General features: G+C 70.0%; 10 protein-coding genes and 1 pseudogene. 5 read left to right on the forward strand and 6 right to left on the reverse strand.

Translation table 11 applies throughout. The features are described 5' to 3' along the window. Positions 1 to 5 precede the first annotated feature (5 nt). Entirely contained in the window at positions 6 to 3,458 is a 3,453-nt protein-coding gene (car, locus tag EBN03_RS00065) for a carboxylic acid reductase (RefSeq protein ID WP_122185793.1), read from the forward strand. A 337-nt stretch (positions 3,459 to 3,795) separates the two neighbouring features. On the opposite strand, the pseudogene EBN03_RS00070 reads toward car, so the two are convergent. Further along, positions 3,796 to 5,028, reverse strand: a pseudogene (locus EBN03_RS00070) (permease); the annotation flags it as partial. A gap of 162 nt (positions 5,029 to 5,190) precedes the next feature. Beyond that, positions 5,191 to 5,904 carry a DsbA family oxidoreductase gene (locus EBN03_RS00075; protein WP_233608146.1) on the reverse strand — a complete coding sequence of 238 codons (714 nt, stop codon included), beginning with the start codon at positions 5,902 to 5,904 and terminating at the stop codon, positions 5,191 to 5,193. Between the two features lie 184 nt (positions 5,905 to 6,088). On the opposite strand from EBN03_RS00075, the gene EBN03_RS00080 reads away from it, so the two are divergent. Further along, positions 6,089 to 6,739: a DUF3304 domain-containing protein gene (locus EBN03_RS00080; protein WP_122185795.1), complete on the forward strand. Its 651-nt coding sequence runs from the start codon at positions 6,089 to 6,091 to the stop codon at positions 6,737 to 6,739. A gap of 43 nt (positions 6,740 to 6,782) precedes the next feature. On the opposite strand, the gene EBN03_RS00085 is transcribed toward EBN03_RS00080, so the two are convergent. The 3 genes from EBN03_RS00085 to EBN03_RS00095 form a co-directional block, all read right to left on the reverse strand. After that, the gene (locus EBN03_RS00085) at positions 6,783 to 7,508 is read right to left on the reverse strand and encodes an amino acid ABC transporter ATP-binding protein (RefSeq protein WP_122185796.1); all 726 of its coding nucleotides are present in this window, start codon (positions 7,506 to 7,508) and stop codon (positions 6,783 to 6,785) included. A gap of 2 nt (positions 7,509 to 7,510) precedes the next feature. Beyond that, positions 7,511 to 9,292: an ABC transporter substrate-binding protein/permease gene (locus EBN03_RS00090; protein WP_122185797.1), complete on the reverse strand. Its 1,782-nt coding sequence runs from the start codon at positions 9,290 to 9,292 to the stop codon at positions 7,511 to 7,513. An 85-nt stretch (positions 9,293 to 9,377) separates the two neighbouring features. Further along, positions 9,378 to 9,656 (reverse strand): hypothetical protein, encoded by a 279-nt coding sequence (locus tag EBN03_RS00095; RefSeq protein WP_122185798.1) that lies wholly within the window; start codon positions 9,654 to 9,656, stop codon positions 9,378 to 9,380. Positions 9,657 to 9,772: 116 nt separating this feature from the next. On the opposite strand from EBN03_RS00095, the gene EBN03_RS00100 reads away from it, so the two are divergent. Continuing rightward, entirely contained in the window at positions 9,773 to 12,859 is a 3,087-nt protein-coding gene (locus EBN03_RS00100; protein WP_122185799.1) for an AfsR/SARP family transcriptional regulator, read from the forward strand. Here the strand turns inward: EBN03_RS00100 and EBN03_RS00105 are convergent. Continuing rightward, the gene (locus EBN03_RS00105) at positions 12,856 to 13,824 is read right to left on the reverse strand and encodes a helix-turn-helix transcriptional regulator (protein WP_122185800.1); all 969 of its coding nucleotides are present in this window, start codon (positions 13,822 to 13,824) and stop codon (positions 12,856 to 12,858) included. The two genes, EBN03_RS00100 and EBN03_RS00105, sit on opposite strands and share 4 nt — an antisense overlap. A gap of 93 nt (positions 13,825 to 13,917) precedes the next feature. Between EBN03_RS00105 and EBN03_RS00110 the strand changes: the two genes are divergently transcribed. Next, positions 13,918 to 14,442, forward strand: a complete 525-nt coding sequence (locus tag EBN03_RS00110) for a VOC family protein (protein WP_122185801.1) — start codon at positions 13,918 to 13,920, stop codon at positions 14,440 to 14,442. A gap of 139 nt (positions 14,443 to 14,581) precedes the next feature. After that, the gene (locus EBN03_RS00115) at positions 14,582 to 15,064 is read left to right on the forward strand and encodes a hypothetical protein (RefSeq protein WP_122185802.1); all 483 of its coding nucleotides are present in this window, start codon (positions 14,582 to 14,584) and stop codon (positions 15,062 to 15,064) included. Positions 15,065 to 15,076: the final 12 nt, after the last annotated feature.

A 15,076-nucleotide genomic window follows, 5' to 3' on the forward strand; every position in this document is an offset into this window, starting at 1 on the left:
GCGGTATGGCGGAGCAGGCGCAGCTGGACGCGGACCGAAGCGGGATCACGATGGGCCCGTCACCGCAGGTCACCGCCGCGATTCGGCAGCCCGGGATGCGGCTGTGCCGCATCATCGACACGATCATGACCGGATACGCCGACCGGCCGGCACTCGGGGTCCGGGCCACCGAAGTGGTCACCGACCAGGGTGGTCGCCGGGTCCGGCGGCCGCTGCCCGCCTACGACATCGTCACCTACGGCGAGCTGTGGGCGCAGGCCGGACGGATCGCCGCCGCCTGGCGGGACGACCCGCAGCCGGTGCGGGCCGGCGATTTCGTGGCGCTGGTCGGCTCCACCGGCGCGGACCTCTACACCGCCGAGCTGGCCGCCGTGCGGCTCGGCGCGGTCACCGTCCCGCTGCAGGCCGGTGCGCCGCCGCAGCAGTGGACCGAGATCATGGCCGACATCGAACCGCAGCTGGTGGCCACCGGCGTGGAACTGCTGGACAGTGTCGTCGACGCCGTGCGGGCCGGATTCCGGCCACCGCACCTGGTGGTACTGGGCGCCCACGCCGACGACGACACCCACTTGGCGGCGGTCGCGGCCGCCCGCGAGCGCCTGGCCGACAGCCCGATCACGGTGTCGTTGCTGCAGACCGACGACGAACGGGGTGTGTCGCTGCCCGCGCCCGAGGTGCCGGTGCCGGGAGTCCGGGCGGACTCCTTGGCGCAGCTGCTGTATACCTCGGGAAGTACCGGCACGCCCAAGGGCGTGATGTATACCGACGAACTGATGTGCGGTCAATGGCTGGCGCCGTTGGTGTTCGATCCGGGCGACGAGCGGACCGGCCCGGTGCGCACGCTGTCCTATCTGCCGCTCAGTCACCTCGCGGGTCGCGGCCAGCTGGTGTCGGCCCTGGTCAACGGTGGTAGCTGCATGTTCGCTGCGAGCAGTGACATGTCCTCGCTGTTCGAAGATTTCGAGCTGACCCGCCCGACCGTGATCATGTTCGTGCCGCGGGTCTGTGAGCTGATCCACCAGATGTTCCACAGCCGGGTCGACGGGCTGCTCGCCACGGGGATCGATCGTGCCGTGGCCGAGGAGCAGGTCCGCACCGAGCTGCGAACGCAGACCCTGGGCGGCCGGCTCGACTATGTCGTGTGCGGTGCGGCGCCGCTGTCGGCGGCCATGCGGACCTTCATGGAGTCCGTGCTCGGGCTGCCGCTGCACGACGGGTACGGGTCGACCGAGGCCGGCGGGGTGCTGGCCGACAATGTGATCAAACGGCCGCAGGTGATCGACTACAAGCTGGCCGACGTGCCCGAACTCGGCTACTTCGGCACCGACCGGCCGTATCCGCGCGGCGAACTGCTGGTCAAGACGGAGAACATGTTCGCCGGCTACTACCGCCGGCCCGATATCACCGCCGAAGTGTTCGACTCCGACGGCTACTTCCGCACCGGTGACGTGATGGCGCAGGTCGGCCCGGACCGGCTGGTGTACGTCGACCGGCGCAACAATGTGCTGAAACTGTCGCAGGGCGAGTTCGTCGCGGTGGCGCAGCTGGAGGCGCTGTACGGGACGAGCCCGCTGATCCGGCAGATCTACGTCTACGGGTCCAGCGCGCGGTCCGCCGTGCTCGCGGTGGTGGTGCCCACCGACGCGGCGCGATCGGGGGACCCCAAGCAGGCGATCGCCGCCGAACTGCAGCGAGTGGCCCGGGAGGCCGAGCGTCCGCCGTACGAGATTCCGCGCGACTTCCTCATCGAGACCGAGCCGTTCACCCGGGAGAACGGATTGCTTTCCGGGGTAGGCAAACTCGCCCGCCCGCAGTTGAAGGCGAAGTACGCCGAGCGGCTCGAGCAGCTGTACGAGGCGATGGAGACCCAGCAGGCCGGCGAACTGAGCACGCTGCGCCGCGACGGTGCGGGACTGCCACCGCTGGAGACCGTCCGCCGGGCCGCGGCGGCCCTGCTCGGTGCGGACGGGGCCGAGGTGTCGCCGCAGGCCCGCTTCGGTGACCTGGGCGGGGACTCACTGTCGGCGCTGTCGCTGTCGACGCTGCTGGAGGAGATCTACGGGGTGTCGGTCCCGGTCGGCGACATCGTCAGCCCCGCCGTCGATCTGCGCGGGCTCGCCGACCACGTCGAGCGGGCGATGACGTCCGGCGGCGGACCGACCGCACGCTCGGTGCACGGCAGCGGACCGTTGCAGGCCGCCGACCTCACGCTCGACAAATTCATCGACGCCCTGACCCTGGTTGCGGCGCATTCGATTCCGGCGGCCACCTCACCGCCGCGCACCGTGCTGCTCACCGGCGCGAACGGGTACCTCGGGCGGTTCCTGTGCCTGGAGTGGCTGGATCGGCTGGACGCGGTCGGCGGGCAGCTCGTCTGCATCGTGCGTGGCCGCGACGCCGCCGACGCCCGCAGCCGACTGGACGCGGCCTTCGACTCCGGTGACGCCACACTGCTGGCACGGTACCGCGGCCTCGCCGGCCGCCGGCTGCGCGTGCTGGCCGGTGACATCGGCGAACCGGAACTCGGCCTGCCGCAAGAACAGTGGCGGGAGCTGGCCGGGCAGGTCGACCTGATCGTGCACCCGGCGGCGCTGGTGAACCATGTGCTGCCCTACGACCAGCTGTTCGGGCCCAATGTCGCGGGCACCGCCGAGCTCATCCGGCTGGCGCTCACCGAGCGCCGCAAACCGGTGACCTACTTGTCTTCGGTGGGGGTGGCGTCGCAGACCGACCCCGCGGACTTCGACGAGAACGCCGATGTGCGGACCATGATTCCGCGCTGGAGGCTGGGCGACGACTACGCCAACGGCTACAGCGGCAGCAAGTGGGCCGGGGAGGTCCTGCTGCGGGAAGCCAACGAGCAGTACGGATTACCGGTGACGGTGTTCCGTTCGGACATGATCCTGGCGCACAGCTACTACGCCGGCCAGCTGAACGTGCCCGATGCCTTCACCCGATTGATCCTCAGCGTGCTCGCCACCCATCTGGCGCCGAAGTCGTTCTACCGCTTGGATTCCCTCGGGCAGCGGCAACGTTCGCACTACGACGGCCTGCCCGCCGATTTCACCGCGGCGGCGATCACCAAGCTGGGGGCGGGCACGACCGCCGGCGACACCACCTTCGACGTGTTCAACCCGCACGACGACGGACTGTCGCTGGACCAGTTCGTGGACTGGCTGATCGAGGCCGGGCACCCGATCGAACGCATCGACGACTATCCCGACTGGTTCGCGAAATTTGAAGCGGCACTGCATGAATTGCCGGAGTGGCAGGCCAAGGCGTCGGTGCTGCCGCTGCTGCACGCGTACCGAGATCCGGCGGAGCCCCGCTGTGGATCCGAACTGCCGACCGCCAATTTCCGTGCGGCCGTGGAGCGTTCGGGGTCGGGGATTCCGCACCTGAACCGGGCCCTGATCGACAAGTACGTATCCGATCTGCGGCTGCTGCAGTTGCTGTAACCGAGTGCGGTCCATCCGTTCGGCTCGGGGGCCGAACGGATGGACCGCGCTGGGTTTTCAGATGATCGGGATGGATTGCGGCTCAGGCATTCCCGTCGTGGTGAGCGTTATGGTCGTGACCGGCGTGCTCGTTGTGACCCACGTGCTGGTCGTGGTCGGCATGCCCATTGCCGCCACCGTGGTTGTGACCGGCGTGGGCCGGGTTGCCGTGTGCCGCATGCTCACTGTGACCGGCGTGCTGGTCGTGACCTCCGTGCGCACCGTGGTCGTGCCCACCATGCTCGTGGCCCTCGTGGCCCTCGTGGCCCTCGTGGCCCTCGTGGCCCTCGTGGCCCTCGTGGCCGCCGTGCCCGTGCCCTTCGTGTCCGCTGTGGTCCGCGTCCGGGGAGCCGCCCATCATGCGCAGCATGGGCAGGCCGCCGGTGCGGAAGAAGCGGATCACCAGGACCGCGGCCAGCAGGAGGAATGCGAGGTTCAGCCAGGTGGTGTAGTTCCAGCTGATGCCCTCCTGCATGACCATGGTGCTGCGGCTGCGCGGTATGAGACCGGTTGTGCCGAACAGGATCTCGACCGCGTAGCCGGCGCCGACCATGGCGGCGTAGAAGGTGCCGAGGATAGTCAGCATCATCCGGGTGCCGTAGTAGCGGCGGTAGATGGCCAGGATCGGCAGGATCAGCAGGTCCGCGAAGATGAACGAGGTCACGCCGCCGAAGCTGATACCACCGGTCCACAGCACGGCCGCCAGCGGCACGTTGCCGATCGAGCAGACGAAGCTGGCGATGGCCACCAGCGGGCCCACGATCGGACCCCAGATCGCTGACAGCAGTGGGTGATCGGCGAGGAAGAAGCTCTGCCAGAAGCTGTCCGGCACCCAGGCGGCGATGGCGCCGGCGATGAACAGCCCGATCACCAGGTCGCGCAGGATGGCGGCCCATTCCATGACGAAAACGTGTGCGACAGCGGTGAATCCGCGCGCCGACCCGAGTCGTTGCAGGAACGAGCCGCCGTCGGCGACCGACATGTCCATCGCCGCATGGCCCTCCATGGAACCGGCCAGACCCCGATCGGCCTGTTCGCGGGCCTCGTCGATCAGCTTGCGCCGCACGAAGATCCGGAACAGCACCGCGACCAGCACGATCATGATGGGCCCGCCGATGAATTCGGCGGCGGTGAACTGCCATCCCATGAGCAGGGTCAGGATGATGCCGAGTTCCAGCACCAGGTTGGTGGACCCGATCTCGAAGGCCATGGCCGCCACGAACGACGCACCCTTGCGGAACAGCGAGCGGGCCAGGGCGACGGCCGCGTAGGAGCACGAGGAGGAGGCCGCGCCGAGCACGGAGGCGACAGCCAGCGTGCGCGGCCGGTCGTCACCGAGCAGCCGGACGATGGTCGATTTGTGCACCACGGCCTGGACCACGGCGGACAGGGCGAATCCGAGGATCAGCGCCCACAGGATCTCCCAGGTCATGGACCCGGTCAGTGCGAGCGCGTGACCGATTGCGTTCATCGTTGGCCCCCTCGAGCCGATGCGGGCGGCGGATCGCCGCCTTGTCGGGGTCGAAGATATACCCCTGGGGGGTATTGGTCAAGCCGCGAAGAGGCGCGGCGGACGGGCGTCCGGGCGGTCGCCGTCGGCGGACCGCCGTGACCCTGTCGTCAAAGGTGAGCGCGTCGGCGGGAGAGTATCCGGCTGGGCTGGCAAAGCCCGATCGGCGGCGTACGCGAGCGCCTATTGCGGCAGCTCGCACCCGTCGGGTCCGCAGGTGTCGCCGGAGCCGACCAGCTGAACAGCGGGCGCACGGTTCGCCCACGCGGTGGCCAGCGCCTGCCCGAACACCTCGGCCGGCTGGGCGCCCGAGACGGCGTATTTGCCGTCGAGGACGTAGAACGGCACTCCGGTGATGCCCAGGTCGGCGGCGGCCTGCTCGTCGGCCCGGACCGCATCGGCGTACGCCGCGGGGTCGTCGAGGACCGCACGCACCGCCTCGGGGTCGAATCCGGCGTCGGTGGCGATCGTCACCAGGCGTTCCCGGTCGCCGAATGCGGGCCGTTCGTCGGCGAAATTGGCGTGATACAGCGCGTCGAGCAGCTTCTCCTGCTCGCCGCGCGCGAGCGCCCAGTGCAGCAGCCGGTGCATGTCGAACGAGCTGCCGTAGTCGCGGCCCTCGGTGAGATACGGCAGCCCCATGGCTTCGGCCTGGGCGCCGAGGGCGCGCTCGTTGGCCGCGGCCTGCTCGACACTCATCCCGTACTTGCGGGCGATCTTGGGAATGACGGCCCCGGTGTCGCCGGGGGCGAGGGTGGGGTCCAGTTCGAACGAACGATGCACCACGCGCACGTCGTCGCGGTGCTCGAAGTCGGCCAGCGCGGTCTCGAAACGCTGTTTACCGAGGTAACAGAAGGGACAGTTGATATCGGTCCAGATTTCTACCTGCACAGGGATCCTCTCGTCTGATTTCTCCCGTATAGCAACATTGTGGTCACCGGGATTGTTCCGGTGGCCCGGAAAGGCTCGCAGCGCGGCGGCCTGCGGCGTAGGATCCGTTGCGGCGCTGCTGTTTGCGGCTCACACCCGCGGTGGCGTGCCTTCCGTGCAACGCCAGGGGGTTGCGGTGGGTTTCTCTCGGATGAGCGTATCGGCCGGACCGTTCCGGTTCGATCTGTCCGGTTCCGGCGCGCTGCGGCGGCGACACCGGCCCATGGGGCGCGGCGGCCTGTCGTCACGCCGCACGGCCACCGTGCTGCGCCGCACGGCCACCGTGCTCGATCTCGACCATGCCTCGCCGCCGACCGTGGTGGACGATCTCAACTACGTCGCGCGCCAGGGTTCGCTGTGGCCGGGATACAACCGGGTGCCGGTCCGCTACGACCTCGCCGATGCCCGCGGTCGCGCCTTCGAGAGCCTGGTCACGGCCTTCCGCGGCCTGATCGGTACCGGTGATCGCTGGCTGGTCGGCTCGTCGGGCGTGCTGGAGGTCCGGCCTACGCTGCGCGGCCCGAAGTGGCTGGCCGCCAACGTGGTCGTGCCGGGCCTGCAGACTCCCGGCTGCTGGGTGCACTTCCTGCCGGATCAGGTTCTGGTGCAATCGGATCGGCGCTTCGCGGCCTGGCGCTACGACGAGCTCACGGTCACCGTCACCCCGACGGCCGGCGGCGATGCCGAGCTACAGATCGCCGGTCCCGGCCTACGGCAGCGCTGGCAGTTGTCGAATGTCGATGCCGCCCAACGCTTCGGCGCCCGGCTGCGCATTCTGGCGGTGGGCGGCCGCGAGTTGTGAGTCCGCGGCGGTCCGGCCACCCGCGGCGGCGACCGACTCGCGGTTACAGCACCTGGGACAGGAACTGTTGCAGGCGTGGGCTTTCCGGCGCATCGAAGAGCCGGTCCGGGGCGGCGGTCTCCACGACCTTCCCGTGGTCCATGAACACCACCGTGTCGGAGACGTTGCGGGCGAACGCCATCTCGTGCGTCACCACGATCATGGACAGGCCGCCGGCGGCGAGATCGCTCATCAGCGCCAGGACACCCTTCACCAGTTCCGGATCCAGGGCCGAGGTGGCCTCGTCGAAGAACATGATCTCCGGCTGCATGGCCAGCGCCCGGGCGATCGCGACCCGCTGCTGCTGACCACCCGACAGCGAACCCGGCCGGACATCGGCCTTGGCGGCCAGGCCCACCTGCTCCAGTTGGCGCAGCGCGAGCTCGCGCGCCGCGTCCTTGCTCAGCTTGCGCAGTTTGCGCGGACCCAGCGCGACGTTCTCGGCAACCGTCTTGTGCGGGAACAGGTTGAAGTGCTGGAACACCATGCCGATCCGGCGGCGCAGCAGGTCCGGGTCGTCGGCCAGCACCGAGCGGCCGTCGATCAGGATGTCGCCACGCTGCGGTTCGTGCAGTCGGTTCAGCGCGCGCAGCAGGGTCGACTTCCCGGAACCGGACGGGCCGATCACCGTGGTGGTCTTGCCCGCGTCGACGTGGATGTCCACGCCGCGCAGCACCTGGGTCGCGCCGAAGGCGAGGTGGATATCGGTGCCGGTCAACGAGACTGCCATGATCAGCCCTCCTCGACCACGGGCGGCGCGACCGGTGTGGTCTTGCCGGTCCGCAGCCGGTGGTCGATGTAGTTCACCAGATGGGTGAGCGGCACCGTCAGTGCCAGATAGCACAGCCCGGCCGCGACCAGCGGCGACAAGTTACCGGTCTGGGCATTGAGATCCCGTCCGACCGCGAACAATTCGCGTTGCGAGGCGAGCAGGCCGAGGAAGTAGATCAGCGCGGAATCCTTGATCAGCGCGATGAACTGATTCATCAGGGCCGGCAGCACCCGGCGCACCCCCTGCGGCACGACCACCAGCGTCATCGCCTGCCGGTAGCCGAACCCGATCGCCCGCGCCGCCTCCAGCTGCCCGGGTTCCACGCTCTGGATCCCGGAGCGGAAGATCTCCCCGATGTAGGCGGAAGCCAAGAGCGCCAGCGCGAGCGCACCCAGCCAGTACGGGTTGTTGTGCGTGATGTTGCGGACTACCGGCCCGATGCCCAACCCGATGATCAGGATGATCACCACCGCCGGCAGGCCGCGGAAGATGTCGGTGTAGACCCGGGCCGGCCAGCGCAACCAGCGGGTGCGCGAGATGCCCGCCACCGCGAGCAGCATGCCCAGGGCCGTGCCGACGACGCCCGAAACGAACGCCAGGATCAAGGTATTGGGCAGGCCGGTGCGCAGCAGATCGGGAAAGGCCTTGCGGTACAACGACCAGTCGAAGAAGGTGGCGCGCAGCTGCGCGAAGGTCGAGGGCTGGGCGGCGGACGGTGCCGGAGTGCTGCTCGCGTGCTCCTTGGCGATGGCGGCGAAATCCGGGAGTTGCGGTGCCGGTGCGGCTTTGGAGCCGGGCTTCCAGCCCGGCGGCAACTGTCTGGGTACCCAGTCGGAGTAGAGCTTGGCGTAGGTGCCGTCGGCGATCACCGCGTCCAGCCCGGAGTTCAGGGCATCGATCAGCGGCTGATTGTCCTTGGCCACGGCGTAACCGACGAAATTGTCCAGGCTGAAGGTGTTCTGGACGACCGCGGCGGGATCGCCGGGCTTGATCGCGCCGATCGCCTGCTGCGACGGCGCCACCCACGCCTCGATCTGCCCGGTCCGCAGATTCGCGTAGGCGGTGTTGAAGTCGGGGAACTTCACCGCGTTCAAGTGCAGCGTATTGGTGACGTAGTCGTCCTGCACCGTGCCCTGCACCACGCCGATTCGCGTGCCCCCGTTGAGATCTCCGAACCCGTGCACCGAACTGCCGGTCGGCACCACCAGCGAGAAGTAGCCGAAGTCGTAGCCGTTGGTGAAGCCGACCGTCCGGCGGCGATCCTCGGTGGTGGTGATCGAGGACGACCCGACATCGAACCGCCGGCTCGCCACATTGGACAGCAGGCTCGCGAATTCGATGCCGGAGAATTGGATTCGCAGTCCCAGCTTCGCGGCCACGGCCTTCAACAGCTCGTTGTCGAATCCGGTGAAACTGCCCGCGGAGTTCACGCAGATGCTCGGCGGGGCGTCGGAGAGCGTGCCGACACTGATCGTGCCGGGATTCGCCAGGCCCAGTCGACCGGTGTCGATTTGATTCAGCGGCAACGTATTCGCGGTCGTGTACTTGTCCGAGCCGCCGCTCGAGGCGGCGGCCAGGTTCGTCGGCGCGGCCGAGGCCGTCGCGACGCCCGGCGGGGAACACAGATCGGTGCGCGGTGCCGCCGCGGCCGGCCCGGCGAAACTGCCGAGCAGGATGCCGAGCAGCGCGACCAGAACCAGTGCCGAGATCGGGCCGCGCGGCGCGGCGCCAGTTCCACCCATGACTCGACCCTATCGGCGCCGCGCGCCACTGCCGAGGATTTGACGCACTGCGACGCATACCCGCCCGGGCCTACTCGCGCCGGACCTACTCGCGTCGCGCGGCGAGGTCGCGGGTGGCCGCGTCGAGGCGGCGGTACTTCTCCGCGGTGTCGTAACCGTCGTAGTGGTTCTCGCCGTAAGGCACGTGCGCGAACAGCGCCAGGTCGCGGTCCTTCACATGCCACCCCACCGGCCCGGTCGGCAGGAACACCGTCACCACGGTCGGCGCCTCCGGTTCGCCCGGGTCGTCGACTCGCACGCTCGGATAGATCGCGGACAGGTGAGCGACCAGGTGCGCCCGCTCGCGATAGACCTCTTCGCACATCGGATCTCCAGACAGGGGGTGAGCGACGCGAAGATCGCGCCGGATTTCGGCAGGTTCCCGGTAGTGGGCTGGGTACGCTGGATCGTCGGTATCGCGATCTCCAACTGGTAGGTGGGATGGTCGAGTATTACCTTTTCGGCGGCGTCGAGGCGCGCGTCGACGGTGCGCCCGCCGCGCTCGGCGGCCCCAAACAGCGCTGTGCGCTGGCCGTCCTGCTGGCCGGACACGGCACCGTGGTCAGCGCCGACCGGCTCATCGACGCGATCTGGCCCGCCGATCCGCCCGCCAAGGCCCTGGTGTCGGTGCGCTCCTACGTCGCCAACCTGCGCCGCTGCCTGGCCGACGCGAGCCCCGCCGCGGCCGTGCGGCTCACCAGCCGCTCGCCCGGCTACCGGCTCGAACTGCTCGACGGCGACCGGGTCGACCTGCTGCGCTTCGAGGAACTGGTCAAGAACGGCCGCGCGGCCCTGGCCGGCGACGACGCGTACGCGGCGTTCGACCTGCTGACCGACGCGCTGGCGCTGTGGCGTGGCACCCCCTTCGGTGCGTTCGCCGACCGGGAGTTCGCCCGCAACGACGTGCTGCGCTGCGAATCGCTGCTGCACGAGGCGACGGTGGCCCGGTTCGACGCGGGACTGCGCCGCGGCGACAGCACGGCCCTGATTCCCGAGATCGAGGTCGCGCTCGGCGGGCAGCCGTTGCAGGAGCGGCTGTGGGGCCAGCTGATGCTGGCGCTGTACCGGGCCGGGCGTACCGGAGACGCGCTGCGCGCCTACGAGCGGGCCGCCGCGGCCCTGGACCGCGAGATCGGCGCCCGGCCGGGTGCCGACCTGCAGGGGCTGCACCTGCAGATCCTCGAGCACGACGCCGAACTCGGTACGCCGGTACCGGCCCGGCTGCCCGCCACCGGCTCGGCCGCCGTGCCCCCGACCGTGATCGGCCGGGCCGCGGAGCTGGATACCGCCGCCGCGATGGTGGCGCGGGCGCGGGCCGGCGCCGGGAGCCTGCTGGTGATCACCGGCGACAGCGGAATCGGCAAGACGTCGCTGACCGCGGTCGTCGCGGATCGGGCCGAGCCGGCCGGGCTCACGGTGGCCTGGGCGACCCATTCCAGCGGGATCCGAGTGCCACGGCTGTGGACCTGGATCCAGATCCTGCGCCGGCTGGGCCGCGAACTGGGCGCACCCGGCCGGGAACGGGTGCGGCGGGCGGCGCCGGGCGTGGTCGAGGCGCTGGTGCCGGAATGGCACACCGCCGACGCGGTCGGCGCGAATGTGGTTGCGGCATCGGGCTTTCAGCTCGTCCAGGGGGTGGTCGACGCGGTTGTCGAGCTGGCTGCCGTGCGTCCGCTGCTGCTGGTTCTCGACGATCTGCATCTGGCCGACACGATGTCCGCGCAGGTCCTGGGACTGCTCTCGGGCGCGCTGCCCCTGCTGCCGGTCCAGGTGGTCGCCAACTGGACACTGTTCGGTGCCGACCGGCCCGTCAACCGGCAGGAATTCGATCGGCTGGTCCGCAGCGGCGGCACCACGACGATCCGGCTGCGCGGAATCGACGCGGGCGCGGTGGCGCGGCTGGCCGCCGACCTGTCGGGCGCGGCGGTGAATCCCGCGATCGTGGACTACCTGTGGGCACACGCCGGCGGTAATCCGTTCTTCGTGCGGGAGCTGGTGCGCGCCTTCGACGTCGACGGTCGGTTGCAGGGCACCGACGTGCCCGGTCTCGACGCCGTGCCGGATGCGATCGCGGGCGTGGTGGGCAGCCGGCTCGAGGCGCTGGACGGCCCGAGCCGGCGGACTCTGGCCGCCGCGGCGGTGCTCGGGCCGGAATTCGAGGTGCCGGAACTGGCTTCCATCCTCGGCGAGCCGTCGACCATCGCGCGGGAGCGGCTGCGGCCGGCGTACGAGACCGGGTTGCTCGACCGGCATCCCGGCCGGCCCGGCAGCTACCGCTTCAGCCACGGGCTGGTGCGCGACGCGGTGCTGGCGCAGATCTCCGGGACCGACCGGACGACCATCCACGCGGCCGTCGCGGCCGCGGCCGCTGACACGCTCGACACCGCGCCCTACGAGGACACGATCGCCGCCGCCGGGCACGCCTGGAACGCGGGAACCGAACTCGATCCCGCCGTGGCGCTGCGGATCCACGAAGCGGTGATCGCGCGGGCGCTGACCCGCTCGGCCTACGCCGACGTGGTGGTGCTGGTCGAGCACGCGGTACAGATCTGCCGGAGGTTGCCCGCGGAACCCGAACTGCTGGAACGGGAGGCGACGCTGTGGCTGCATCTGGCCGGCAGCCGCGGGATTCTGCACGGGCAGGTGAGTGCGGCGGCCGCGGCCGCGGTGGACCGCGCGTTCGAGTTGGGCGGGCAGGCCAAGGGCCGCGAGTTCTACGGCGCCATGGCCATGCAGGCCATGATGCTGTGCGGGCGCGGCCGGCTCGACGAGGCCGAACTGATCTGCGCGGGGCTCGCGGATCGCTATGCGGCGTGCGGTGATCCGGATGTCGGCGTCGCGGGTCACTTCGTGCAGATCATGATCCACGCGTTGCGCGGCCGGTCCGAGGCCATGTTCGATGTCGCCCGCGCCATGCTCGCGACGTTCCCGGCGCCCGAGACCGTCGCCGATCCGATGCACTTCTTTCATCCCCGGGTGTACTGCTGGATGGGACTGATGGCGGCGTTGCGCGGCGATCGGGTTGCGGCACAGGAGAATCTGCGGATCGCGATGGAGCTGGCGCATTCGCGCGGCGACGTCTTCAACCTCCTGGCCGCGCGCCTGAGCATGGTCGAGGCCGACGCGGTCCTGGGCATCTGCGCGGGCACCGGTCCGGCCGCCGACTCGGTCGCGGCCGCGCTCGCGGCCGCCGGTGCGCAACAGTGGGCGGCGTGCGCGGAAGTCGTTGCGGTGTGGGCGCATACGCTCTGCGGCGCGGGGGTGGACCCGGCCGCCGCCTACGCCGCGTACGAGGCCATCACCGAGGACGGCAGCACCGTGATGACGGCCTTCTTCCTCGCCCTGCTCGCGGATATCGAGGCGTATCACGGGCGTCCGGAGCAGGCCCACGAATTGCTCTCCCGGGCACGGGTTCTCGCCGATCTGACCGGGGAGCACGCCTGGGACGACCTGCTCGCTGAGCGCGCGGCGCGGCTGCCGCAGCCGCACGGGGCACCGGTGCGGACCCCGGTGCCGGACGGGAGCTAGCGATCGGACCTGTTCGGCCGCACGGCGGTTCGCTCGTGGATACTCGCGAGGTATTCGCGCAGCACGGGCGGGCCGTGCACAGTGAAGTGGCAGTCGAGCAGCAGCAACCGGATCGCGAGCCATTCGGCGGTGTCCTCGGCGCTGTGCCAACGCGTACCGCCGGCGTCGGCGGTGAGCTCGCCGTCGCCGAGATGATCGCGGAGCCGTTCCCGTGCGGTGGCCAGGGGCAGGTGCAGCGTGACGTCCGCGCGATAGGTCGCGGCCAGCGCGCTCTCGGATTCCTGCAGCTGCGTGTAGATCTCGGGATCGGCGAGGTGGTGCCGCGCGGCCGACCCGGTCGGCCGCGGCTGGTGGATCCGGTCCGCACGGAAGGTGCGCCATGCCTGTCGATCGACATCGAAAGCTACCAGATACCAGCGGGTGCGCGTGCTGACCAGCTTGCAGGGTTCGACATGTCGTGGTCCTCGCGTGCCGTCGCGGCGCGTGTACTCCATCCGTACGCGCTCCCGGTTCGCGGCCGCGGCGGCAAGGGCGGTGAGGACATCCGGATCCACGTGCCCGGCGACCGGTGCCCGCCAGGTCATCGTGCTCGCCCCGAGAACGCGCACGCGGTGGCGCAGGCGGGCCGGAAGCGACCGGCTCAGCTTCGCGAGTGCACGAACACCGGCATCCTCGAGTTCGGGAATCCCCTGAACGGCTATGGCACGCAAGCCGATTGCCGCGGCCACCGCCTCATCGTCCTCGAACAGCAGCGGCGGCATCGCGGTCCCGGCGACGAGCCGGTAACCGCCGTGCGTGCCGAGGTCCGATTCGACGGGATAGCCGAGCTCCCGGAGGCGATCGACGTCCCGGCGGACCGTGCGCTGGGTGACGTCGAGTCGATCCGCGAGTTCGCTGCCGGCCCAGGTCCGCGGGGTCTGCAGTAGGGACAGCAGGCTGAGCAGGCGTGCGGTGGGTCCGGGCATGTTGTCATTCTGCGCCGAAAGTAGGACAGGAACGGTCCTACATCGTGCGTACGGTCGCCGACGACAGCGCAACCCGTCGAGAAGGAGCCCACTATGACCGCCCCGAAGCCCACCACCCCCGCCGGATACACGACCGTGGCGCCGTGGGTCGTCACCGACGACACCGGCGCCCTGCTCGACTTCATTGCGCGGGTATTCGACGGGGAGGAGCTCGCGCGCGTCGCCACGGCGGACGGCTCGATCGGTCACGGTGAGATCCGGGTCGGCGACACCGTCGTGCTGGCGTTCGACCGACGACCGGAATGGCCGGTGCTGCCGAGCCTGCTGCGGGTGTGGGTGCCCGACGCGGACGCGGCGTTCGCGGCCGCGCTCGCCGCCGGCGCGACCGTGGTGACCGAGATCGACAACAGCGCCTTCGGACAGCGCGGCGGGCGCCTGAAGGACCCGTTCGGCAATATCTGGTGGGTTGTGAGCGACGTCGAGGACGTGCCGGAAGATGTGATGTGGCAACGGCTTCAGGACCCCGGCTACGCCGCGCAGATGGCCGTCGCGCAGGAGACGCTCGACGCCGAACTCAGCGGGCGGGATCGGGGGCGCAGCAGCGCTCCCGTGCGCTGAGCCGCCGGGCTTCCCCGGTCTGGGAGCTGTACCGGCGTCGACCTCCGGCGGACCGGCGCCTACGGTGGAGGCGCGCGACTCTATCGATAGGTGCCGGTTGCCGCACGCTCGCGGCGGCCGGAAAAGTCAAAGGAGCAGCATGACCTCACGTGTCCGCACCGGAACCGTCTTCGCCGGTGCAGTTCTGGCCGCCGCCACCGTGTCGGCCTTCACCCCCGCCGCGAACGCCGACAGCTTCGCGGTGGACCCGGCGAGCTACCTGGTGGGTGACACGGTGTACTTCACCGCCCCCAACCTGGGTAACTGCGCGATGCGCCCGAACGGCTACGTCGGCTGCGACATCGTCGGTGTGCCCATGAACTGGTACGGCTTCCAGGTGAACAACATCGGCATCGACCTGCCGTTCCTGCCGCCGCACCCGGCCGTCGGCCCACTCGGCACACACGGGCAGGACAGCCAGGTGCTGGCGCCCGGTCAGCCCGGTCCCGGTCAGGCTTACGGTCCCGACGCCAGCATCAGCTACGGCGGATCGACCTGTGTGGTCAGCGGATTCCGGGGCGAGGTGTCGTGTTCCTCGGGACAGCACAACTTCAGCTTCGGATTCACCACCGGTTACAACTGATCCGACGCGAGG

Origin of the sequence: Nocardia stercoris (genome assembly GCF_003696265.1) — a bacterium.
Taxonomy (GTDB): Bacteria; Actinomycetota; Actinomycetes; order Mycobacteriales; family Mycobacteriaceae; genus Nocardia; species Nocardia stercoris.